Raw genomic sequence first — 22,439 nt, 5'->3', positions numbered from 1 at the left:
GTGACCTTCTTGATGACATGCTGCGCGGCCTGAGCCGCCAGCCCGTAGTCGTCCTTGATCTGCCCGTAGACGTGCCTGCGCAGGTCGTAATTGCGGAATACCCGCTGGTGGTGGGCGAGCGCCGCCACCCAGGTGGCCGCGTCGTTGACCGCGTGCAGGGTCGCCTGCAGCGCCGCCGCCTGCTCGGGCGTCGGCAGGAGTCTCACCTGCACCACCAGCTTCACCTCGAACACTTTAGCGTTAGGTCCATGTCACCGAGATGGGAACCGAGCCCCGATATAAGAAGAGGTCGAAGCGTTGTTTGCGCGCTTCATGCACATTTGGTCTTTGTCCCGAGGTATCGGCGAGGTGTGTTCACCGACGAGATCCTGCGTCGCTGCGAAGACATCATGATCGAGGTGTGCGACGGTTTCGGGGCGGAGCTGGTCGAGTTCAACGGCGAGGAAGATCACGTGCACCTGCTCGTGCACTACCCACCCAAAGTCGCCCTCTCGACGCTGGTGAACAGCCTCAAGGGCGTGTCCGCCCGGCTATTGCGCAAGGAGTATCCGGCACATATCCATAAGTATCTGTGGGGCGGGCATTTCTGGTCGCCGTCGTACTTCGCAGCCTCCTGCGGCGGCGCACCCCTATCGATCATCAAGGAGTACATCGAAGACCAGAGACGCCCGGGCTGAGCCGCTCGACGGCCTACCGGTCACCGCACCGCTCGGGCCCTGGCGGCCCTCCCGTGCTGTCGTTTCCTCCCGGGCGTGAACTGCCCGGGATTCCACGCCAGATCACGCTGAACAGCCCCCTGGGCAGCACGACCAGGAGCATGGCGAGGGCGATCAGCCCTCCGCCGAGGAAGACGCTCAGGGTGAGCGACTCCCCGTACAGCGCGACGGCCAGGACGGTCACCCAGAGCGGCTGTGTCGACAGGATCACCGTGGCGGGCACCGGCGGCACGTGGACCTGGCCCCACGAGCGGGCCAGGAAACCCAGGGCGCAGGCCACGATCGACAGGTGGCCGAGGATCAGCCAGTCGGCCGGCGTGGCGGGCAGGGTCAGGCCGCCCGGCAGGGCGAGGACGCCCGTCATGACGGCGATGGCGCCGAGTTGGATGACCGTGACCGCGTAGGCGTGCCGCCGCGCCTCGGCGGAGTTGCCGAGCACCAGCGTGTGGGCCGCGTACAGGACGGCCGACACCAGGGTGGCGACCAGCGCGGGCGGGGAGATGTCGCCCTCCACGCCCTTCAGCAGGGTGAACACGGTCATCGCGACGGTCGCCAGCGCCACCGCGACCCAGATCCTGGCCGAGGTCCTGGCGCCGAGCAGGACCAGCCCGAGGACCGGGGTGATCACCACGTACGAGCCGACCGTGAACCCCGAGACCGACGAGGGCAGGTCGTGCAGCGAGACCGCCTGGACCGTCTGGCCGACGCCGAACAGCAGGCCGAGCAGGATGCCGATCAGCCAGGTGCTCTCGGAGAGCCCTCGCAGGCTACTCGGGCGGAGCGCGACCAGCACGACCGCGGCGATGCCGTACCGCTCGGCGAGAAGGTCCGCCACGGGCATGCGGACGATGAGGTCCTTCATCAGCGGGAAAGCCGACCCCCAGGCGGCGCTGACGAAGGTCAGGAGCGCGATTCCCAGAAGGGGCCGGGGGGCTGCGACCACTGCCATAGTCGAAGGGTTACATCACCTGCAGCGACGGACAGGTCACCGACCGGAGCAGGAGTGGCCTTAATACAACGCTGAGTGAAGGACGTCACACCGACGCGAGAGACCTCATACCTCCGCAGGACTTTCCGTCTTATTGGATGCTTCGTACAATTAGCGCAGACATCCGATGGGAGGGCAGCGATGACACCAGCCCCAGAGACCGCCGCGGACAGAGAGGGCGACCAGCAGGTCACCGAGAGACGCGCGTACGAGGCGGTCATAGAGCGCCTCTCGAAGGCGTCCGTCGACAAGCACTGGGAGCCGTACGTCGACATCCCCTGGGACGAGCAGGAGTTCCTCGTCTTCCAGGACGACCCGCGCTGGGAGCTGCCCGAGGTCGACAGGCTGGGCGGCCACGCCTGGTACCGGGCACAGCCTCCCGAGATCCGCGCCAGGATCGGGCTGTGGCGGGTGGCGACCGCCATGAAGATCGGCCTGCAGTTCGAGAACCTGCTCAAGCGCGGGCTGCTGAACTACGCGTACCGGCTGCCGAACGGCTCCCCCGAGTTCCGCTACGTCTACCACGAGACCATCGAAGAGGGACATCACGGGATGATGTTCCAAGAGTTCGTGAACCGCACGAAACTTCCAATAAAGGGCATGCCGAGGCCGCTGAGCCTGCTCGCGCAGATCACTCCGTGGATCCCGCTGATCTCCACCGAGCTCTTCTTCGTCTTCGTCCTCGGTGGCGAGGACCCGATCGACCACGTGCAGCGCAAGATGATCAAAGCGGGCAGGGCCCGACATCCGCTGGAGGAGACGATCATACGGATTCACATCGCCGAGGAGGCCAGGCACATCTCCTTCGCCCGCCACTACCTGCGCCGCCGGGTGCCCCGGATGCCCCGCTACCGGCGCTTCACACTGGGCCTCGTCTCCCCTGTCATCCTGGGCATCATGGCCCGGATCATGCTCTCACCGCCAGGCTCGATGATCAGGACGTTCGGCATCCCCGAGGACGTCGTCAGGGAGGTCTACACCGGCAACCCCGAGATGGCCGCGGAGATCCGCGACTCGATCGGCAAGACCCGCGAGCTCTGCGCCGAGCTGGGCCTGATGAACCCCGTCCAGCGCCGGGTGTGGAAGGCGATGGGCATCTGGGCGCCCCCGGCGCCCGGCACGACATGGACCGGGAAGGCGGGCAGATGAGAACGGCGATCGTGACGGGGGGCGCCTCCGGCATCGGCCTGGCCGTCTCCCGCGAGTTCGCCAGGCGCGGCGCGCACGTCGTCATCGCCGACCTGGACGGCGCCGGGGCCGAGCGTGCCGCCAAGGAGCTCGGCGGCTCGGCCGCGACGCTCGACGTCTCCGACGCGCGGGCCGTGGCCGATCTCGTCGAGCGGGTGGCGGCCGAGCGGGGACGGCTCGACGTCGTCTTCAACAACGCCGGAATCGCGGTCGGCGGCACCGTCGACGAGCTCACCCTCGACCACTGGAACCGGACGATCGACGTGAACCTGCGCGGTGTCGTCCACGGCGTCCACGCGGCCTACCCGATCATGAAGCGGCAGGGCTTCGGGCACATCGTGAACACCGCGTCCCTGGCCGGGCTGGTCCCCGCGCCGCTGATGGCGCCCTACACGGCGACCAAGCACGCGGTGGTCGGTCTCTCGCTCGCCCTGCGCGCCGAGGCCGCCGCCCACGGTGTCCGGGTGAGCGTGGTCTGCCCCGGGTTCACCGACACCCCGCTGCTCGACAACGCCAATCCCGGCCTGCCGCAGACCCCGACCGGCGCCGGCGCCCGCGAGTCGGCGAGCAGGACCATGGGCCGTCTCTACTCCGTCGACGCGCTGGCCGCCGACATCATCAGGGGCATGGCCCGCAACCGCGCCCTCATCGTGGCGCCCGCCGCCGGCCGCCTCGCCTGGCGCGGTACCCGCCTCTCCCCCTCGGCCGCCGTCCGGGTGGCCACCCTCGCCGTCCGCCGCCTGAGCGGGCGCTGAAGGGGCGCCGACCGGCCGGCGCCCCCGAAGAGCCGTGCCGCGCACGCGCGGGGCACGGCTCCCGGCGGCGGACGGCGTCCGGCCGTACGGTCAGGGCACCGAGCGGATCTTCCAGACGAGGGCGGCGCCGAGCAGGGCGAGGGCCGCGGAGGTCAGGTAGAGGACCGGATAGCCGCCGAGACCGGCCACGATGGGACCGGCGATGACCGGGCCGAGCACCTGGGGTCCCGAGTTGGCGATGTTGATGACACCGAGATCCTTGGCACGTCCCTCGGCGGCCGGCAGGACCTGGGTGACCAGGGCGTTGTCGACCGAGAGGTAGATGCCGAAGCCGACCCCCATGATCGCGGCGCCGACCGTCGCCACCGGCCACAGCGGCCAGAACGCGAGCATCACCGCGGGGACCAGGCTGATCAAGCCGGAGGCCGTGACGAGCGCCCTGCGGCGGCCGAGCCGGTCGGAGACGACGCCCGCGACGACGGTGGTGAGCACGACCGTCGTGGTGTAGATCAGGATCAGCGTGAGCAGGCCGTCCTCGGCCCGCTCGCCGGGGAAGAGCCGCTCGTAGCCGACCGCGTCGGTGAGGAAGTACAGCAGGTAGAGCGTGGCGACGGCGTTGCCGAGCTGCATCAGGAAGCGGGTCAGCCAGGCCCAGAAGAAGTCGGGGTGGGCGCGGGGGCTGATCCAGAAACCTCTCAGGAAGGCCCCGAGCTCGAAGGGGGGCCTGGCCGCCAGGCGAGGGTCGGGGGTGGTGAGAACGAAGGGGAGCACGCAGAACGGGATCAGCACCGCTATCAGGAAATATCCGGATTCGGTGGTGGTGGCGACCATGGTGACCAGGACCACGGCGAGCACCACCCCCAGCGACTGGGGAATCCCGATCCAGCCCGACACCTCACCCCGCTGGCTCACCGGCACGTGGTCGGGCACCCCGGCGGTGAGCGAGGCCTGCATCGCGTTGAGCCCGGCCTGCGCGAGGCACCAGCCGGCCGCCAGGCCGGCGATCGTCCCCTGCCCCGCCAGCAGGACCAGCGCCCCCGCGCCGACCAATGCCCCGGCCAGCGACCACGGGTGCCTGCGTCCGAACCGCCCCGCCGTGCGGTCGGACAACGCCCCCGCGATGGGGTTGAACAGCATCGCGACGGCGGCCCCCAGTCCGGTCACCAGCGCCAGCGCCCCCTCCTTGCCCGCCGGGTCGACCACCGCCACCTGCGAGGGAAGCAGGACCTGGAGCGGCCCGAAGTACCCCATCCAGAGCGCCAGGTTGGCCAGCGAGATGCCGGCCACCCACCAGGGCCCCACCCTGCGTGTCGGCTCCGCGAGCGCCGACCTCGGGTCGGGACCGGGCTGCACAACGCTCATTGGGGCCTCGCATCCTCGTGACTCACGACTCCGAACAAGCGCCCGACAACACGAGGCGTGCCCGGATGCTACGCCGCCTCCCTCCCTTATCAACAGCCCCCGGCCGACACCGGATTCCCGTCGGGAGCGCGCCCGAGAGCGCCACCGGCGGGATCAGGAATGGTCGGTGCCCGCGAGCAGGTCCATGGCCTCCTCGTCGGTCAGGGCGTCCAGTTCCTTGATCAGCAGTTCCTCCAGCGCCTCGGCGAGTGAGGCGACGGTGCTCATGGCGAAGACGGTCCGGATCGGGACCTCGATGCCGGTGGCCCGCCTGATCCGCGCCGCCACCCGGGTCGCCAGCAGGGAGTGCCCGCCGAGTGCGAAGAAGTCGTCGAAGACACCAACCGCCCCCGTGCCGAGCAACTCGTCCCAGATCCCGGCCACCAGCCTTTCCGCGTCCGTGCGCGGCGCGACCCGCTCGGCGGAGGAGGCGGCGACCGGTTCGGGGAGCGCGGCGCGGTCGATCTTGCCGCCCGGGGTGAGGGGGAACGCCTCCAGGCTCACCCAGGCGGCGGGGACGAGCTGGCGCGGGAGCGAGTGCCCCAGGTGTTCCCTGAGGTCCGCCGGATCCGCGGTGCCGGTGACGTAGGCGACGAGCTCCTCGCCCCGGCCGGTCACGAAGGCCTGGCCCACCTGCGGATGGGCGAGCAGGCGGCTCTCCACCTCACCCGGCTCGATCCGGAAACCTCGGATCTTCAGCTGCGCGTCCAGCCGCCCCAGGAACTCCAGCCGCCCGTCGGAGCGCCACCGCGCCCGGTCCCCCGTCCGGTAGCGGCGCGCCCCGGGGGCACCGTACGGATCGGGGACGAAGGCATCGGCGGTGAGCGCCGGCCTGCCGAGATAGCCGCGGGCCACCCCGGCCCCGCCGATGACCAGCTCCCCGGCCGCGCCGGGTGGCAGGGGCTCTCCCCTGTCGTCGAGCACCCGGACGGTGGTCTCCGCGATCGGGCCGCCGATCGGCGGGCGGCCCACGACGTCGCGCGCCCCGAGGTCGGCGGCGGTGGCGATCACCGTCCCCTCGGTCGGGCCGTAGGTGTTGACCAGCCGGACCCGGTCGCCGAGCAGGCCGCGCCAGCGCTCCACCGCCGCCGCGGAGACCTGCTCACCACCGAGGATCACCAGGCGGAGCGAGGCGGGCCAGGCGGTCTCGCCCGGCTCCTCGGCCAGTGAGTGCCAGTACGCACTCGGCAGGTCGAGCACGGTGACCGCCTCGCCCTCCGGCGAGGCCAGCAGGTCGGGCAGGCTCGTCGCCCCGTCGGGGAGGAGCACCAGCGTGGCCCCCGCGGCCAGCGCCGGGAAGACCTCCTCGACATGGGCGTCGAAGCTGAGCGAGGCGAACTGGACGACCCGGTCGCCGGAGGTCAGGCCGTAGTCCGCGCGCATCCACCGCACCCGCGCGGCCAGCGCGCCGTGCTCCACCAGCACGCCCTTGGGCACGCCGGTGGAGCCCGAGGTGGTGATGACGTACGCGGCGTCCAGCGGCACGGTCGCGCCCCGGAGGGAGGCGGGGGCGCCGACGGCGCCCCCGGGAAGCGCGGGTGGCGCGGGGGCGACGGCGACGCGGCCCGGCGGCGGTTCGCGCAGGGTGATCAGGTGGGTGGCCGAGCCGTCCGCCATCGAGAAGGCCAGCCGCTCGTCCGGGACGTCGGGGTCGAACGGCAGGTAGGCGGCCCCCGCCCACCAGACGGCGAGCAGCGCGGTGATCGCCTCGATCGAGCGGGGCAGGCAGACCCCGACGACGTCGCCGCGGCCGACCCCGCCGTCACGGAGGACCTCGGCGAGCGCGCCCGCGCGAGCCAGCAACTCGCCGTACGTGACGCTCTCCCGCCCGCAGACCACGGCGACGGCCTCGGGCGTCCGCCGCGCGGCCTGGTGGATCATCTCGGGCACCAGGACGTCCCCGGCGAGCTCGGCGCCGGACGGCCCGGCCGACAGGGTGTGGATGTCGGCGTGGTCGGCGTCGGTCCAGATCGGCAGGGCGGAGAGCGGGGTGTCGGGGCGGGCCGCGACGGATTCGAGGAGCAGGGCGAACCTGGCGGCCAGGCGGCCGACCTCTGCCGCCTCGAACAGGCCCGTGTCATGGCAGAGGGAGAGGCCGAGCCCGTTCTCGTCGGACCACACCTCGACGAGGAGGTCCACCTTGGCCTGCCGGAATCCGGCGTCGATGTCGGTCACGGTCAGCTCGCCGAACGCCCGCCGGGGACCGGCGTCCTGGTTGTGCAGGATGAGCATGGAGGACAGCAGCGACTCCACGGGGTGGCCGAGCTCCTCGAAGGGGACCGAGAAGTTGCCCAGCGCGGCGAGGACCTCGCCACGGCTGCGGCCGATCAGGCCGGTGAACGGCGGGTCGCCCGACAGGTCCCCGCGGAGGATCACCGTCTGGGAGACGTATCCGACCATCGGTTCCAGCTCGACCCGGTCCCGCCCCGCGACGACGGTGCCGACCAGGACGTCGGTCTGCCCGGTGTGCCGCAGCAGCAACGTCTGGTACGCGGCGACCAGCACGGTGAACAGGGTGGTGCGCTGCTCGGCGGCCAGCCGCTCCAGCCGCCGCGCCGTCTCGGGTGACAACCGGACACCCTGGAACTCGCCCCGCCCGCTCCCCGCCCCCTCCCGGCGGAACGGCAGCTCGACCGGGGGCGGCGCGGCGAGCCTCTCCCGCCAGTACGGCACGGCCCGCTCGGCCCTGCGCCGCTGCCAGCGCGCGTAGTCGCCCGCCTGGACCGGCAACGGGCGCAGCCGGGGTTCGGCCCCGGCGAGGCGCGCGGTGTAGCAGTCGGCCAGGTCGTCCAGGATGACGTTGAGCGACCAGCCGTCCGAGATGATGTGGTGCATCGTGACGCAGAGCACATGCCGGTCGTCGGTTATCCGGATCACCGCCACCCGCAGCGGAGGCCCGGCCTCCAGGTCGAACGGCTCGTTGGTCCGCTCGGCCACCAGGCGTTCCGCGTCCTCGCGGCTCCCGGAGCGCAGCCACTCGATCCCGGGTGCCCCGCTCTCCACCACGGCCCAGGGAACGCCGTCCTCCTCGGTGAACCTGGTGCGCAGGCTCTCGTGGCGGGTCAGCACGTCGGTGAGCGCCCAGATCAGCGCGGCCTGGTCGAGGGGGCCGCGAAGCAGGCGTACGAGATACATGTTGTAGGAGGCGTCGTCCGGATCGACGCGCTGCAGGATCCAGAGCCGCTCCTGCGCCGGGGACAGGGGCGCCCTCACGCGCCCGGCCCCAGTTCGTCGAAGATCGCCGCGAGTTCCTCGGCACCGAGGCCGTCGAGCTGCTCGCGCAGCGCGGCGACCTCGACGAGGTCCAGGTCGTCGTCGTCCAGGCGGTCCAGCTGCCGGGCGAGCCCGGCGACGGTCGGATGCTCGAAGAGCGCCACCAGCGGCACGGCGACGCCGAAGCGCGACTGGACCCTGGCGATGATCTGGGCGGCCGTCAGCGAGTGCCCGCCGAGCTCGAAGAAGTCGTCGTCGACCCCGACCGGCCGCTCGATTCCCAGCACCTCCTCCCACATCGCGGCGAGCTCGTCCTCCGCCGAACTCGACGGCGCCCGGTAGGGGGTCGTCGACGCCCGAGCCCGGTCGGGCGCCGGCAGCGCCGCGCGGTCGAGCTTGCCGTTGGGGGTGAGCGGCAGGGCGTCGAGGGTGACGAGGTGCGCGGGCACCATGTACTCGGGCAGGCTCGCCCTGAGTCTGGCGCGCAGCGCCTCCCACGGCCCTTCCGGTGCCGCTCCCTCCGCACCGACCAGGTAGGCCACCAGCGTGGGCAGGCCGTCCGGTCCCCGGTGGACACCGACGGCGGCCTGGCGCACCCCCTCCACCGAGCGCAGGACCGTCTCGATCTCCTCCAGCTCGATGCGGAACCCCCGCACCTTGACCTGGCTGTCGGCCCTGCCCAGGTACTCCAGGCGGCCGTCCGGGGTGCGCCGGACGAGGTCGCCGGTCGCGTACATGCGCCCTCCCCCGCCGGCCGCGAAGGGGTCGGGCAGGAAGCGGGCGGCGGTCAGGGCGGGCATGCCCCGGTAGCCGCGGGCCACCCCGGCCCCGCCGATGTGCAGTTCCCCGGCCTCGCCGTCCGCGACCGGCAGGCCGTCGTCGCCCAGGAGGTACAGGGACGTCTCGGAGATCGGCTCCCCCAGCACGACCCGGGCCGGTGCGGGCGCGACGATCCCCGCGGTGGACCACACGGTCGTCTCGGTCGGCCCGTACACGTTCCACAGGCTCGTCCCCGGGGCGAGGAGCGCGTCGGCGAGGTCGCGCGGCAGCGCCTCTCCCCCGCAGAGCCGGGTGCGGATCGTCTCCGGCACTCCGCCGGCCTCCAGCAGGATGCGCCAGGTGGCCGGGGTGGCCTGCAGCGCCGTGATCCGCTCGGCGACCGCCAGCTCCCGCAACCTCCGGCCGTCGGCCGCCTGGCTCGCGGAGGCCACGACGACCCGCGCCCCGCACGCCAGGGGGAGCAGCAACTCCAGGACGGAGATGTCGAACGACAGGGTGGTGACGGCGAGCCAGCGGTCCTCGGGCGTGAGCTTCAGCCGTTCGGCGAACGAGCCGAGCAGGTTCCGCACGGCGCGCCTCGGGACCTCCACCCCCTTGGGCCGCCCGGTGGAGCCCGAGGTGTACATCACGTACGCCAGGTCGCCCCGCGGTCCCCGCGGCGTGTCGCGGCGGGCGGTGGGGGCGGTACCGTCCGGGGCGAGCACGAGGATCCGAGGGACTCCGGCCAGCAGGCGCCGGTCCACGCCGGCCTGGGTCAGCACCAGGCCGATCCCGGCGTCCTGGCGCATGAGCCGCAGCCTGTCCTCGGGGAAGGCGGGGTCGAGCGGGACGTACGCGCCTCCGGCGGCCCAGACCGCCAGGACCGCGACGACCATCCCCGTGGTGCGCTCCATGCACAGCCCGACCGGGACCTCGGGGCCCACTCCCCACTCGCGCAGCAGCGCGGCGAGGTCGTCGACCCGCCGGTGCAGCTCCCGGTAGGTCAGCTCGCCACCCTGCCCGCTGACCGCCACCGCGTCGGGTGCCGTCGCCGGCCGGTCGCGGATCAGCTCCGGCACCGTCACCATGCCCTCTCCCTGCGGGTCTGGTGCCGTGAGTCCCGGCTCTCGCGCCGGGGAGGACATCACCACGGTCGTACACCTCTCAGGTCGGACAGCCGGAGGCCCGGGTCGGTCCCGGCCCGCTCCACCACGTCGGTGAAGGTGCGGGCCAGGCGCCGCGCGGTTCCGGCGGAGAACAGGTCACTGCTGTAGTCGAGGACGCCGCCGAGGCCCTCGGGCCCCCGCCAGGCGTCCACGGACACCTCGGCCTTGGTACGGCCCGTCGCGGGGACGGGGTAGACCTCGGCCGACAGGTCGCCCATCGTGGTCCGCAGCAGGTCGTCCTTGGGCAGGTTGTGCAGGTTGAACATGGCCTGGAAGAGCGGCGGCCTGCTCAGGTCACGGGGCAGGCGCAACGAGGCGAGGATCCGCTCGAACGGCGTGCCGGCGTGCTGGAGTCCCCGGAAGAGGGTCAGCCGGGTGCGTTTCATCAGTTCGAGGAAGGTGGGGTCGCCCGACAGGTCGGCACGGAGCACGAGCGTGCCGGCGAAGTAGCCGATCAGCGGCTCGATCTCGGTACGGTCCCGGCCGGAGACCGGCACCCCGACGCACAGATCCCGCTGCCCGGAGGCCAGCGAGAGGGTCGCCTGGTAGGCGGCGAGCAGCGCCATGAAGAGCGTGCAGCGCGCGCTCCTGGCGACGTCCTCCAGCCGGGTGATCACCTCGTCGGGCACGAGCAGGCTCTCCTGCCCGCCGCGCCCGCTCCAGCGGGCGGGACGAGGATGGTCGGCGGGGAGGTCGAGCGCCGGCACCCCGGCGAGCGCGCGGGTCCAGTGGTCGAGGTGGGAGGCGTCCTCGTCCCGGTCGGCGCGGCGCCTGTCCTCCTCGGCGAGCTGCGGGTACTGCGCCGGGAGCTCCTCCAGCGCCGGCGGCCTGCCCTCGCGGTGGGCGGCGTAGCACTCGGTCACCTCCCGCATGAGGACGTCCAGCGACCAGCCGTCGACGACGATGTGGTGCAGGACGATGCAGAGCAGGAAGTGCTCCTCGCCCAGCCGCAGCAGCGCCACGCGCAGCGGCGGGCCGCCTTCGAGGTCGAACGGCCGGTTCACGAACTCCACGACGGCCGGGGCCGGGTCGCCGGTGACGTCCGCCCGCTCCACCGGCACCGGCGCGACGGGCACGACGATCTGGACGGGACGGTCACCGGCCAGCCGGAACCGGGTGCGCAGCACGTGGTGCCGCTCGGCGACGCGGGTGAAGGCGGCGGCGAGCGCCCGCACGTCGACGGGGCCGCGCAGCCGCACGCACCAGGGGGTGTGGTACGTGGTGTCGCCGGGGTCGAACCTGCTGAGGAACCAGAGACGCTCCTGCCCGAACGACAGCGGCCACCGCCTGCCCCCGTCCCGCTCCCGCGCCGCCGCCAGCAGCGCCGCGCGCCGTTCCGGCGACAGCCGCGCCAGCCGGCCGAGCAGTTCCTCGCGCCGGTCCTGCGCCGCGTGCTCCGGCGCGGACTCCCGCACCACGAGGTCCGTCTCCGCGGCGACACGGGGGTCAGGCGTGGTCACCGGCCACCTCCCTGGATCTCGCCGTCGCCGGGCTGCTCTCCGGCGTACCGGGAAGGGCCGCCTCCCGGACGGCGGGGCGCTCGATCGGGACGATGCCGCACAGCTCGGCGACCTCGTCCAGCGCCACCTCCTCGGCCACGGCCCTGACCAGCAGCCTCTCCACCCCGCCCAGCAGCGCGTAGGCGGTGGAGCGCGGCAGGCAGGCGGTGTCGGTCAGCAGGTAGAGCCGGCAGGTGTTCGTGGCGGGCCCGGTGGCGAAGAAGACCGTGGCGTCCACCGCGTCCCAGGCGCCGACCGGGAAGAACCTGGTCCGCTCGGTGAGGGCGGCGACCGCGGCCGGATCCCCCTTGGGCAGGTTGGGCCAGTGAGCGGTGGTCCGCGCGTCGTTGAAGTAGGCGGACAGGTCGACGGGACCGCCACGCTCCCTTCCGATCTCCTCGCGCAGCGCCATCATCCGGTACGGGTCGTAGTGCGCGTTGCGGTAGGCCGTCAACGCCCGCCGGTGCCCGGCACGGACCACGTCGGCGAACGTCCCGTCCGGCAGGTCGAGGACGAGGAGCCCGTCCTGCACCGCGGTGCCGGCCATGGCCGCGGTCCTGGGGTCGTGCCGGTTGGCCACGATCAGCTGCATGACCACCCGGCGGTGCCCGGTGAGCGCGCCCAGCAGCACCGCGCTCGCCGTGGTCAGCACGCTGGCCGTGCTGACCGACCACCGCTCGGCCAGGATCTCGGCGGCGGCGGCGACGGCCACCGACTCCATGCCGACCCGGACGAACCTCGGCTCCTCCGCCGTGATGCGGGGGAAGTCGAACATGGTCTCCGGCGCCCTCGAAAGCTCGGCGCGGCAGTGGCGGAGCGCCCGCTCACCGCGGGCCGCTCCCGCCCCCTCACGCTCGAAGGCGGCCTGGTCCAGCGGCTGCCATCCGGGAGCGGGCAGCTCGTCCCCGGCCAGCAGCGCCCGCCAGTCACCCGCGAGCACGTCCAGCGCCCAGCCGTCCACCGCCAGGTGGGACAGCGCGAAGGCCACCGCGCGCGGCCGGCCGCCGACGGTCACGACGGCGCAGCGGAACGGCAGCTCGACCGCGTAGTCGAAGCCCCTGGCGGCCAGCCCCTCGGACACCTTCTTGGCGGCGGCGAGTGGCTTGTCCTCCCCGGCGTCGACCACCTCGACGTCGAACCGGCCCCGGCTCGCCACCCGCTGGACCGGCCCGCCGGCGGCGTCCTCACAGGTGGTCCTGAGGGTCTCGTACCGCTCGACGAGGCCGCGCAGGGCGCCGATGACGGCATCCTGGGTGTGCCTGCCGTAGACGGGCAGCACCCAGGGCATGTTGAAGTACGGGTCGCCGTCCTCAAGCCACCGGGTGATCCTCCAGATGGCCAGCTGGCCCCAGGTGAGCGGCGACTCGCCGCCCCGCGCCCCGGAGAACTCGACGGTCACCACCGATGACCCGGATTCGGCCGTCATCGGGCTCTGGCTATCTCTTCGACGACGCCCTCGACGGTCGGGGAGTCGATGAACACCTCGAAGGAGAGCTCGACACCCATCCCGTCCCGGACACGGGCGATGATCTGGGTGATCGTCAGCGAGTGACCACCGAGGTCGAACAGGTCGTCGTCCGGCTGGACCGTGTCCACACCGAGCACCTCGCACCAGATCGCCGTGACCTGTCCGAGGAGCTCGGCGTCCTCCCCTCTGGCGCCTTCGCCGCCGGAGACCGGACCGGTGACGAGGCCGTGATCGGCCTGATCGTCGGGGACGATCCGGGGAGGCAGGGGCAGCTCGTCGAGCGGGGCGCCGGGGCGGGCCGCGATGCCGGCGAGCAGAACCCGCAGTTGCTCGGCGACGCCCTCGCAGGCGGCGCGGTCCAGGATCTCGGGATTGAACCGCAGGCGGGCCTCGGCCCCGGCCGTGCCGTCGGCGCCGTCGACGACCTGCAGGTGCAGGGTGTTGCGGACCGCGCCGTTGGACGCCGTCCAGTCGACCGAGGCGTCCAGCCCCGCGAAGGAGGGGTCATCGGCCGGGCGTCTGCGGTAGCTGACCGAGACGGGGGTGAGCGCGGAGCGCGGGCTGATCCCGCCCAGCGCCCTGGCCAGGGGAATCTCGCGATAGCGGTAGATCGCCCGTAGCTCCTCCCTGATCGACAAGGCGAACTCGGCGAACGTCCCGGCCGGGCTGGAGGCCACGGGCAGCTCGTTGACGAACGCCCCCACGTGCTCGCGCGTCTCCTCGGTCCTGGTGGACAGGTCCACCGCCACCGTGACGCGGGCGTTGCCGTACCCGTACAGGAGCGTGTGCAGTGCGGCCAGCACGACCTCGAAGCGGGTCAGGCCCAGGTCGGCGGCGATGGCGGCGACCTCGCCGCCGAGACGGAACTCCACGGTGTCACCGGGCGCGGCGCGCAGCGAGGTGCGGGTGAGGCCGGGCAGCAGCAGGTCCTGCCCGTCCTGCCATCTCGGCCGCCAGAACTCCGCCGCCTCCTCCAGCGCGGCGGCGACCCGGCCCTGCTCGGCGCGGGCGATCTCGTCGCAGGAGAGCGTCAGGGGGGCGAGGGCGGAACCCCCGTAGGCTGCGGCGATGTCACGGAGCAGCAGATCCTTGGAGACGCCGTCGAAGACGGCGTGGTGGGCGACGATCTGCAGCAGGTGCCGCTCGGCCCCCAGCCTGAAGAGGGTGAACCTGGCCGGCGGACCCGACTCCAGGTCGAAGGGGCGCGCCACCTCCTCCTCAAGCCGGCCGGGCTCGGGCGGGGTCTCCTCGAAGCGGATCGGCGGGGGCACCTTGCCGGGGAGCAGGCGGACCTCGCCGTCCCGCTCCGCCAGGACCGCGGCGAGCACGGGATGTCGCTCGACGGCCGCGGCACAGGCGGCGAGCATCGCACCGGTGTCGAGCGGGCCGTCGAGCCGCAGGGTGAGCGGCATCGCGTAGACCCGGCCACCGGCGCCCATCCGCTCGGTGATCCACATCCCGTGCTGGGCGAAGGTCGCCCGGTCCCATCCCGCTGTGAGCGACATCGACATCTTCACGCGCCTTCCGTCTGACCTGTCGCGGCGACCTCGAACAGGCCCCGCAGCTCCCTTTTGACGACCTTTCCCGACTGGTTCCTGGGCAGGGTGTCGACGACGAGCACCCGTTCGGGGAGCTCGTGCCCGGCCAGGCGGTCCATCAGGAAGGCCCGTAGATCCCCGCCGGAGGTCCCGGCGGACCGCAGCACCACCGCCGCGGCGAGCACGCTGCCGAGTACCGGGTGCGGGACGCCGAGCACCGCGGCCTCCGCGACGGCCTCGTGCTCGTGGAGCGCCGCCTCCACCTGGAGCGTGGAGACCTTGAACGCGCCCGACTTGACCACGTCGCTCTCCCGGTCGACGAGGTGGAGGTAGCCCTCGGCGTCCAGGCGGCCGATGTCCCCCATCCGCACCCAGCCGCCCCTGAACGCCTCGGCGCCCGCCTGCTCGTCCCGGTAGTAGAAGCGGGTGGCGGTGGGTGAGCGCATCCAGACCTCGCCGGTCTCTCCCGGGGGCAGCGGGTCGCCGTGCGCGTCGGTGATGCGCAGGGCCCCGCCGAACGCGGGCCGTCCCAGCGCCCCCGGCCTGGACGGATCGAAGATCATGATGGTCTGGGCGGGAGCGGCCTCGGTGGAGGTGTAGTAGTTGGTGACCGTCGCGTTGGGGAAGGCGTCGGCCAGGCGCGCGGCCACCGCGGGCGGCAGGGCAGAGGCGGCTGAACCGAGCAGCAGGACGCTCGACATGTCGTGGCGCTCGTGCAGTCCCGCGTTGAGGAACTCGATGGCCATGGCGGGTACGACGAACACGGTGCCGACCCGGCGCGACTCGATCAGCCGGGCGAGACGACCGGGGGTGAAACGCCCGAGGGTGAGCATGGCCGGACGGGCGTCCAGCGCGTTCATCAGCATCGTCTGACCGGCGTTGGTACCGATCGGGAAGGCGTGCAGCAGGTGGCGTGAGTGGCCGAACCTGCGGCGGTTGGAGCGGGTCTCGCAGCCGAAGGCCAGGTTGGCGTGGCTGGCGCCCACGCCCTTGGGCAGCCCCGTGGTGCCCGAGGTGTAGAGGATCTGGGCCAGGTCCGCGGGCTCGACCCGCACCCCGGGCGGCCCCGCCGTCCCCCCCTCCAGTTCCGCGACGGCCGCGCTCCAGCGGTCGCCTTCCGGCGGGGTGAGGTCGCGCCCGCACAGCAGGGCCGAGGCCGAGCAGTGTTCCAGCATGTGCCGTACCTCGGCGGGCGCGAGCCGGTCGGAGAGCGGCACGGCGACGGCGCCGGTCTTCTGGACCGCGCAGTAGGCGACGGCGAAGTCGACCCAGTCCCGGCTCCCGAAGAGCAGCCCGATCCGGTCGCCCCGCCGCACGCCGCGGTCGAGCAGCCCGTGCGCGACGTCGTCCGAGCGCCGGTCCCACTCGCCGAACGTCATCGACGCGACGCCCTCGACGATCACCGCCTCCCGCTCGGGGTCCTGCTCGGCGCGGAGCGCGAGCATCTGCGGCACGGTCTCCGGGCTCACGAGGTCCGCTCGCTCAGGTAACCGACCAGCAGCGGGAAGCTGTCGAGGTAGGCGGCGCCCCCGCCGAGGTCGAGGGCGACGTCGAACTCGTCCTCGACGGCGTCGATGAGCCGGAGCAGCGCCAGCGAGGTGACGCCCAGCGCGGACAGGGAGGTGTCGGAGCCGGCGATCTCGTCGGCGGTGAGCCGCCCGTCGCAGGCGACGGAGATCATCCCGGCGATCCTGGAGGCCAGCGGGTCGGTCATGCCACCTCCCCCCGCGCGCTGAGCGGGCGCATGTCCGTCCACACCTCGTCGATGTGGGCGAGGCAGCCCTCCCTGTCCCCCTCGAAACCCTCGGCCCGCCACCCGGCGGGCAGCTCCCTGCCCGCCGGCCAGATCGAGTACTGCTCCTCGTCGTTGAGCACCACCAGGAAACTCATGACCCAACCTCCTCTTTCTTGCGGGTACGGCTCCGCAGAGCCTCGAAACCGACCAGGTCGTCGGGGAGCGCGTCGGGTACGTCGGCGTCGAAGCGGGCCAGCACCCGCACGCGCATGGCGACGAGCGCGATGACGGCGATGGCCAGCCCGAAGCAGGCGTACATGAAACCGATGCCGCGGCCCTCGCCGGTGCCGATCAGCAGGCCGACGGTGCCGGCCAGCGGGCCTTCGGGGGCGAGCAGCGGCTCGAACAGGGCGCTGCCGTACGGCGCGACCAGGCCGAAGCCGATCGGCAGGGTGGACCAGGCGACGAGGGTGTTGAGCGCGATGACCCGGCCGTGGAACCGCTGTGCCACCTTGACCTGGATGATCGTGGCGTAGACGCCGTTCAGCAGGGTCAGGCAGAACGACATGCCGAACGAGCCGACCGCGATCAGGGCGAGGTTCTGCTGGAATCCGGTGAGCACGCAGAACACCGCCAGGGCGAGCGTGGCGAGCAGCACCCCGTACAGGCGCCGCCTGCGGGGCCCGCCCCAGACGGTCATCAGCAGGCCGCCGAGGAAGACCCCGAGCCCTCCCGCGAACGCGACCCTGCCGACGTCGTCGAGTGTCGCGAACGACAGGACCAGTGGGGAGATCATCAGGAAGAGCGGCGACAGGAAGACGTTGAGCACCGCGAAGAACACAAGCATGCCGCGGAAGCCGGGGTTGCCCCACGAGTGGCGGATGCCGTTCGCCATCTCGGCCAGGACGCTCTCCCTGCGGCGCCAGGGCATGGCGGTCGGGAAGCGGACGAACAGCAGGACCAGCGTGGCGACCAGGTAGCTGGCGACGTCGATGATGAGGATGCCCTCCAGCCCGATCGTGGCCATCAGCCCGGTCGCGATCAGCGGCACGACGAGCTGGGCGGTGCCCGTGGCCATCTGGACGACGCCGTTGGCATGGCCGAGGAACCGCTTGGGGACCAGCTGCGGGATCGCCGAGCCGTAGGCGAACCGCTGGAAGGTCAGCGCGATCGACAGGCAGACGAGCAACGGATATATGTGCCAGATCTGCAGATTTCCGGTCCAGAGCAGCACGCCCAGCGCGAGCTGCGTGCTCCCGGCGCCGACGTCCCCGCACAGCATGACCCTGCGCCGGTCGTAACGGTCCACGATCGCTCCGGCGAGCGGCGCCACCAGCATGCCGGGCACCAGTCCCAGCACCGCGAACAGCGCGAACCTGGCCAGCGACCCGGTGGTCAGGTAGATCCAGATCGGGATGGCGAACTCGGTCAGCGCGGACCCGGTGATCGAGACCAGCTGCCCCACCGAGACCAGCAGGAACCGCCGCATGCCGGGCGGAGGCCCGCCGGAGGCGGGGGCGGTGACAGTGCCGGTGCCGGGCTCGTCGGGGCCGACCATCCGGAGGCCGGCCCGGCCGCCGGTCCGCGTGGCGCCGTCGGAGCCCTCCGCGGCGCCGGACTCGGGCACGGGGGCGAGGGCGGGGGGCGAGTCGGAGCGGTGGGGCTCGCCGGAGACGCCCTGGAGCCACCAGGTGGAGTCCTCGGTGCGTTCCAGCGGCGCGGTCTGTCCTCGGGCCAGGGCCAGGTGGGTACCGGTGAGGATGTCGGCCAGTTCCCGCGCCCGGTACTTCACGAAGAAGTGCCCGGCCTCGTCCAGCACCACGCAGGCGGCGGTGCCGGACAGGCGCAGCCACTCGCGGTAGCGCTCCTGGTAGAACTCGGTCGCCGGGTCCCGCTCCCCCACCACCGCGATGACCGGTGCCGCGAAGGGCCGGGCCTCCTCCTCCTCGAACAGCCGGGTGAAGTAGCGCTCCGCCATGCGGGTGCCCTGGCGGCGGTTCTCGATGATCAGCCTGAGCTGGTCACGCTCGAACTCCTCGACGTCGAGCCCCGCCGCGGAGAGCGCGTTGATCCTGCCCTGGTCGCTGGTCATCCGGTCCATCAGGGTGCCGAGCCAGCCCAGGCCGCGCCCTGGGCGGGCGAAGGGGAACACGCCGCCGAGGTAGATCGCGTCGACCGGGCGGCCCGCCGCCTCCAGGTGCCGGGCGATCTCCACGATCAGCATGACGCCGAGCCCGCAGTGCCCGTAGAGCACCAGTGGCCCGCGCACCCCGGCGAGGATCTCCTCGGCACACTCGCGGGCGACCTCGTCGAACGGCCGCGACCGCTCGCCGAGCTCGTGCCCCGGAACCGCGACCGAGTACAGCGCCCAGTCGGCGGGCAGCGCGTCGGCCAGCGGCTGGTAGACGACGGCGCTGCCGCCGCCGAACGGCACGCAGACCATGGTGGCCTTGGCGGTGCGGGGCGGGGTGAGCCGGTGCAGCAGCTCTCGCCCGCCGTCGCCGCCGGTCTCCAGCAGCCGGGCCAGTTCCCTGACCGTGCGGTTCTTGAACAGCTCCAGCACGGTCACCGCCCGCTCGGGGACCTGCGCGCGCAGCCGGGCGATCACCCGCATGGCGAGCAGCGAGTGGCCGCCCAGATCGAAGAAGTCGTCGAGCGCGCCGACCCGCTCCACCTCCAGGATCTCGGCCCAGATCCCGGCGACCGTCTCCTCCAGCGCGGTCTCCGGCGGCACGAACCCCGCGGCCGAGACCTCGGCGGCGGGATCCGGTAGCTTCGACCTGTCGACCTTGCCGTGGGATTTCAGCGGCAGCTCGTCCAGCCACACGTAGCGGGCCGGGATCATGTAGTCGGGGAGCCGCTCGGCCAGCCAGGACCGCATCTCGGCGGCCTCCGGGGCAGCCGGGCCGGCCGGTCCGACCAGGTAGGCGACCAGGCGCCCGCCTCTCAGATCCACGACGGCGCCCCTCACCCCCGGATGCTCGGAGAGCACCGCCTCCACCTCCGCCGGCTCCACCCGGTAGCCGCGGACCTTCACCTGCAGGTCACGCCGGCCGAGGAACTCCAGCTCCCCGCCGGGCAGCCAGCGGCCGAGGTCGCCGCTGCGGTACATCCGGGCACCGGGGGCGCCGTACGGGTCGGGCAGGAAGCGGTCGGCGGTCAGCCCGGGACGGCCCAGGTAGCCGCGGGCCAGGCGGTCGCCGCCCAGGTAGAGCTCGCCGGGAACCCCGGCCGGGACCGGCCGCAGGTTGTCGTCGAGCACGTGTACCAGCGCCCCGGGCATGGGCGATCCGATGGGCAGCGCCGTCCCTGCCCCCGGAGCGGCCCCCGAGGCGGCCCGGGGGGCGGGGGCGGCGCCGTCCGGCACGACTCCGGAAGCGGTGCCGGGCTCGACGGAGTAGGTGGTGACACCGACGGTGGCCTCGGTGGGGCCGTAGTGGTTGATCACCCGGCACCGCCCGGCCGCCGCGAGCTCCGCGGCCCAGGCGCGCGGTGCCGCCTCGCCGCCGAGGATCAGCAGCCTGCCGGGGAGCAGTTCGTCCGGGGTCGCGTCGGCGAGCAGCGCCGCAAGGTGGGATGGGGTGATCTTGAGATAGTCGACGCCGTGCCTGCGGAAGTAGGCCGCCAGTTCCGGTGCGGCCGTGCGCGGGGGGATGAGGTGCAGCGCGCCCCCGGTCATCAGGCACAGGTAGAAGATCGTCACCCCGAAGTCGAAGGCGAGCGACTGGAGCAGTCCGAACACCCCGCCCGGCTCGATCTCCAGCCGCTCCCGCACCCCGGCGAGATAGACCATGACCTGCCGGTGCTGCACGGCCACGCCCTTGGGCCGCCCGGTGGTCCCCGAGGTGTAGATGACGTACGCCAGGTCGTCGGGGGTCACGCCGCTCTCCACCGGCCCGGCGCCCTGCCCGTCGGAGTCCTCGGCGCCTTCCGGGTCGCCTTCCAGGTCGCCTTCCGGGTCGCCCGAGGCGGGGACTCCGACCGTGGGCAGCCCCTCCGGCAGGCGGTCACGGAGGTCGGACGCGGTCACGGCCACCCGCGCCCCGGCGTCGGAGAGCACGTAGGCGATCCGGTCACCGGGATGGTCGGGCTCCAGCGGGAGATAGGCGGCGCCCGCCTTGAGCACGCCGAGCACCGCGACGGCCGTGTCCGCCGACTGCTCCAGGAAGACGGCGACCCGGTCGCCGCGGCCCACGCCGGCCCGCCGCAGCAGGCGCGCGAGCCGCTCCGCCCGCCCCTGGAGCTCCGCGTAGCTGAGCGAGGTGTCGCCCGCCACGACCGCGACGGCGTCCGGGGTGAGCCGGGCCCGCTCGGACACGGCCTCGTGCAACAGCCCGGCGCCGAAGGGGGTCACGGGAGTGGACTCGCCGAGTGCCAGGACCCGGCGACGCTCGTCCGGCGGGAGGATCTCAAGCTCGGAGATCGGCGCGCCGGGGTCGGCGACGATCGACCTCATCAGGTTCTCGAAGCACGCCGCCATCCGCGCGACGGTGCCGGGGTCGAACAGCGCGGTGCTGTAGGTGAGGTGACCGGCGAGCCCGTGGGGGGTCTCGAACAGGTAGAGGGCCAGGTCGAACCGGCTGGCCGTGGCCTTCACCGGGTAGGGGGTCATGGTCAGGCCCGGGGCCTCCAGCGGCCTGGAGCGGTAGTTCTGCAGGGCGAACATCACCTGGAACACCGGTGACCTGCTGACGTCCCTCTCCACGCCCAGCTCGCTGACGAGCCGGTCGAAGGGGAGCTCCTGGTGGGCGTAGGCGTCCAGCGCCGTCTCCCTGACCCTGGCCAGCAGTTCGGCGAACGTGGGGTCGCCGGACAGGTCCGCGCGCATCGGCAGCGAGTTGACGAACACGCCGACCACCCGCTCCAGCTCGGGCAGGTCCCGCCCGGAGACGGGCGAGCCGACCGCGAAGTCGTACTGCCGCGAGTAGCGCGAGAGCAGCACCCCGAAGGCGGCGAGCAGGATCATGTACGGGGTGGCGCCGTGGGCGCGGCCCAGCGCGGCGACCGCCGCGCTGAGCTCGGCGTCCAGGGCCACGCCACAGGCGGCGCCCTCCCAGCTCTGCTCGGCAGGACGCGGACGGTCGGCGGGGAGCTCCAGCGGGGGCAGCCCGTCCAGACGCCGCCGCCAGTAGCGGATCTCCTCGGCGTGGTCGCGCTCCCGCTGCCAGTGCGCGTAGTCGCCGTAGCTCACCGGCACCGGCGGCAGCTCCGGGTCGCGGTCCGCACGGTACGCGGCGTGCAGGGTGAGGAGCTCCTCCATGACGATGTCGCACGACCAGCCGTCGGTCATCGCGTGGTGCATGGTGAGCAGCAGTACGTGCTCGAACGGTCCAAGCCCGACCAGGAGCGCCCGCAGCGGCGGGCCCGCGGCGAGGTCGAAGGGCCTGGCCAGCTCCTCGTCGATCTCCGCGAGGTCGCCGGCGGTCCGCAGCACGACCGCGGGCGCGTCGTCGACGACGACCGCGGGACCGCCGTCGGCGGTGGTGACCAGCCGGGTGCGCAGGCTCTCGTGCCGGAGGGCCACCTCGGTCAGCGCTCGGGCGAGTGCCTCGGCGTCGATCTCCCCCTCCAGCGTGGCCGCGAAGGCCACGGTGTAGGCGGAGGTACCGGGAGCGTACTGCTCCAGGAACCAGAGCCGTTCCTGCGCCGGGGAGAGCGGGGGCACCGCTCCGGAAGGGCGCGGCGGAATCGCCGCCGTGACGACGCGGCCGCCCAGTCGCTGGGCGAGCAGTGCTTTCTTGGCCGGTGAGAGGCCGGTTCGCGTCAAGACACCTCCGTACTGGCGAAGAGGAACCCGTGAGCGTTCCCCCGCGGCGGGGAACGGGATCGCCCGAGTGTGCGATCCCATGTCGGCCGGCCGGATCGGCGCGGCCCGGAGACCTGCGCGGCGCGGAGTCACCCCGGCGCCGAAAGATGTGAGCGTTCGGGCGAGTGGGGGCGCCCGACCGGGCGCCTCATGTCACCGCGCGGACGCACGGCGTCGTGGGAACGCTCCCACGGAGGAGGCTAGAGA

At 72.8% G+C, this 22,439-nt stretch carries 15 protein-coding genes; 3 read left to right on the top strand and 12 right to left on the bottom strand.

Annotation, left to right across the window (positions count from 1 at the left end):
- A partial coding sequence (locus ABT130_RS02450; RefSeq protein WP_502992047.1) for a helix-turn-helix domain-containing protein occupies nucleotides 1–224 on the bottom strand: 224 nt, incomplete at its 3' end.
- Between the two features lie 24 nt (nucleotides 225–248).
- Here ABT130_RS02450 and tnpA point away from each other — a divergent pair.
- Nucleotides 249–677: an IS200/IS605 family transposase gene (gene tnpA / locus ABT130_RS02445; RefSeq protein ID WP_350952171.1), complete on the top strand. Its 429-nt coding sequence runs from the start codon at nucleotides 249–251 to the stop codon at nucleotides 675–677.
- Between the two features lie 13 nt (nucleotides 678–690).
- Here the strand turns inward: tnpA and ABT130_RS02440 are convergent, their stop codons facing one another.
- Nucleotides 691–1,665, bottom strand: coding sequence for a DMT family transporter (locus tag ABT130_RS02440; protein WP_350952169.1), 975 nt, complete (start codon nucleotides 1,663–1,665; stop codon nucleotides 691–693).
- A 180-nt stretch (nucleotides 1,666–1,845) separates the two neighbouring features.
- Between ABT130_RS02440 and ABT130_RS02435 the strand changes: the two genes are divergently transcribed.
- On the top strand, nucleotides 1,846–2,853 hold the full coding sequence (locus ABT130_RS02435) for an AurF N-oxygenase family protein (protein ID WP_350952167.1): 1,008 nt from the start codon (nucleotides 1,846–1,848) through the stop codon (nucleotides 2,851–2,853).
- The gene (locus ABT130_RS02430; protein WP_350952165.1) at nucleotides 2,850–3,647 is read left to right on the top strand and encodes an SDR family NAD(P)-dependent oxidoreductase; all 798 of its coding nucleotides are present in this window, start codon (nucleotides 2,850–2,852) and stop codon (nucleotides 3,645–3,647) included. The genes ABT130_RS02435 and ABT130_RS02430 overlap by 4 nt, the downstream gene beginning before the upstream one ends.
- 90 nt (nucleotides 3,648–3,737) lie before the next feature.
- On the opposite strand, the gene ABT130_RS02425 is transcribed toward ABT130_RS02430, so the two are convergent.
- The 10 genes from ABT130_RS02425 to ABT130_RS02380 form a co-directional block, all read right to left on the bottom strand.
- The gene (locus tag ABT130_RS02425; RefSeq protein WP_350952163.1) at nucleotides 3,738–5,009 is read right to left on the bottom strand and encodes an MFS transporter; all 1,272 of its coding nucleotides are present in this window, start codon (nucleotides 5,007–5,009) and stop codon (nucleotides 3,738–3,740) included.
- Between the two features lie 153 nt (nucleotides 5,010–5,162).
- On the bottom strand, nucleotides 5,163–8,261 hold the full coding sequence (locus ABT130_RS02420; RefSeq protein WP_350952161.1) for a non-ribosomal peptide synthetase: 3,099 nt from the start codon (nucleotides 8,259–8,261) through the stop codon (nucleotides 5,163–5,165).
- A complete protein-coding gene (locus ABT130_RS02415) occupies nucleotides 8,258–10,108 on the bottom strand; it encodes a non-ribosomal peptide synthetase (RefSeq protein WP_350952159.1) in 1,851 nt (616 codons plus the stop codon). The genes ABT130_RS02420 and ABT130_RS02415 overlap by 4 nt, the downstream gene beginning before the upstream one ends.
- A 56-nt stretch (nucleotides 10,109–10,164) precedes the next feature.
- A complete protein-coding gene (locus ABT130_RS02410; protein ID WP_350952157.1) occupies nucleotides 10,165–11,646 on the bottom strand; it encodes a condensation domain-containing protein in 1,482 nt (493 codons plus the stop codon).
- Nucleotides 11,633–13,111 carry a condensation domain-containing protein gene (locus ABT130_RS02405; protein WP_350952155.1) on the bottom strand — a complete coding sequence of 493 codons (1,479 nt, stop codon included), beginning with the start codon at nucleotides 13,109–13,111 and terminating at the stop codon, nucleotides 11,633–11,635. Before ABT130_RS02405 ends, ABT130_RS02410 begins: the two co-directional genes overlap by 14 nt.
- The gene (locus ABT130_RS02400) at nucleotides 13,108–14,658 is read right to left on the bottom strand and encodes a condensation domain-containing protein (protein ID WP_350952153.1); all 1,551 of its coding nucleotides are present in this window, start codon (nucleotides 14,656–14,658) and stop codon (nucleotides 13,108–13,110) included. The genes ABT130_RS02405 and ABT130_RS02400 overlap by 4 nt, the downstream gene beginning before the upstream one ends.
- Before the next feature lie 8 nt (nucleotides 14,659–14,666).
- The gene (locus tag ABT130_RS02395) at nucleotides 14,667–16,160 is read right to left on the bottom strand and encodes a class I adenylate-forming enzyme family protein (RefSeq protein WP_350952151.1); all 1,494 of its coding nucleotides are present in this window, start codon (nucleotides 16,158–16,160) and stop codon (nucleotides 14,667–14,669) included.
- On the bottom strand, nucleotides 16,157–16,405 hold the full coding sequence (locus ABT130_RS02390; RefSeq protein WP_350952149.1) for an acyl carrier protein: 249 nt from the start codon (nucleotides 16,403–16,405) through the stop codon (nucleotides 16,157–16,159). Before ABT130_RS02390 ends, ABT130_RS02395 begins: the two co-directional genes overlap by 4 nt.
- Nucleotides 16,402–16,581 (bottom strand): MbtH family protein, encoded by a 180-nt coding sequence (locus ABT130_RS02385; protein ID WP_350923638.1) that lies wholly within the window; start codon nucleotides 16,579–16,581, stop codon nucleotides 16,402–16,404. The genes ABT130_RS02390 and ABT130_RS02385 overlap by 4 nt, the downstream gene beginning before the upstream one ends.
- Complete coding sequence (locus tag ABT130_RS02380) at nucleotides 16,578–22,193, bottom strand: non-ribosomal peptide synthetase/MFS transporter (protein ID WP_502992046.1); 5,616 nt, start codon at nucleotides 22,191–22,193, stop codon at nucleotides 16,578–16,580. Before ABT130_RS02380 ends, ABT130_RS02385 begins: the two co-directional genes overlap by 4 nt.
- Nucleotides 22,194–22,439: the final 246 nt, after the last annotated feature.

This window comes from Streptosporangium sp. NPDC001681 (genome assembly GCF_040298085.1).
In the GTDB taxonomy this organism is placed as follows: domain Bacteria; phylum Actinomycetota; class Actinomycetes; order Streptosporangiales; family Streptosporangiaceae; genus Streptosporangium.
This window is presented reverse-complemented; position numbering and strand designations above follow the sequence as displayed.

Bases quoted from the DNA above. Each gene is read 5' to 3' on its own strand.
- tnpA (WP_350952171.1), top strand. From the start codon at position 249: ATGTCACCGAGATGGGAACCGAGCCCCGATATAAGAAGAGGTCGAAGC.
- ABT130_RS02440 (WP_350952169.1), bottom strand. From the start codon at position 1,665: ATGGCAGTGGTCGCAGCCCCCCGGCCCCTTCTGGGAATCGCGCTCCTG.
- ABT130_RS02435 (WP_350952167.1), top strand. From the start codon at position 1,846: ATGACACCAGCCCCAGAGACCGCCGCGGACAGAGAGGGCGACCAGCAG.
- ABT130_RS02430 (WP_350952165.1), top strand. From the start codon at position 2,850: ATGAGAACGGCGATCGTGACGGGGGGCGCCTCCGGCATCGGCCTGGCC.
- ABT130_RS02425 (WP_350952163.1), bottom strand. From the start codon at position 5,009: ATGAGCGTTGTGCAGCCCGGTCCCGACCCGAGGTCGGCGCTCGCGGAG.
- ABT130_RS02415 (WP_350952159.1), bottom strand. From the start codon at position 10,108: ATGGTGACGGTGCCGGAGCTGATCCGCGACCGGCCGGCGACGGCACCC.
- ABT130_RS02405 (WP_350952155.1), bottom strand. From the start codon at position 13,111: ATGACGGCCGAATCCGGGTCATCGGTGGTGACCGTCGAGTTCTCCGGG.
- ABT130_RS02400 (WP_350952153.1), bottom strand. From the start codon at position 14,658: ATGTCGCTCACAGCGGGATGGGACCGGGCGACCTTCGCCCAGCACGGG.
- ABT130_RS02390 (WP_350952149.1), bottom strand. From the start codon at position 16,405: ATGACCGACCCGCTGGCCTCCAGGATCGCCGGGATGATCTCCGTCGCC.
- ABT130_RS02385 (WP_350923638.1), bottom strand. From the start codon at position 16,581: ATGAGTTTCCTGGTGGTGCTCAACGACGAGGAGCAGTACTCGATCTGG.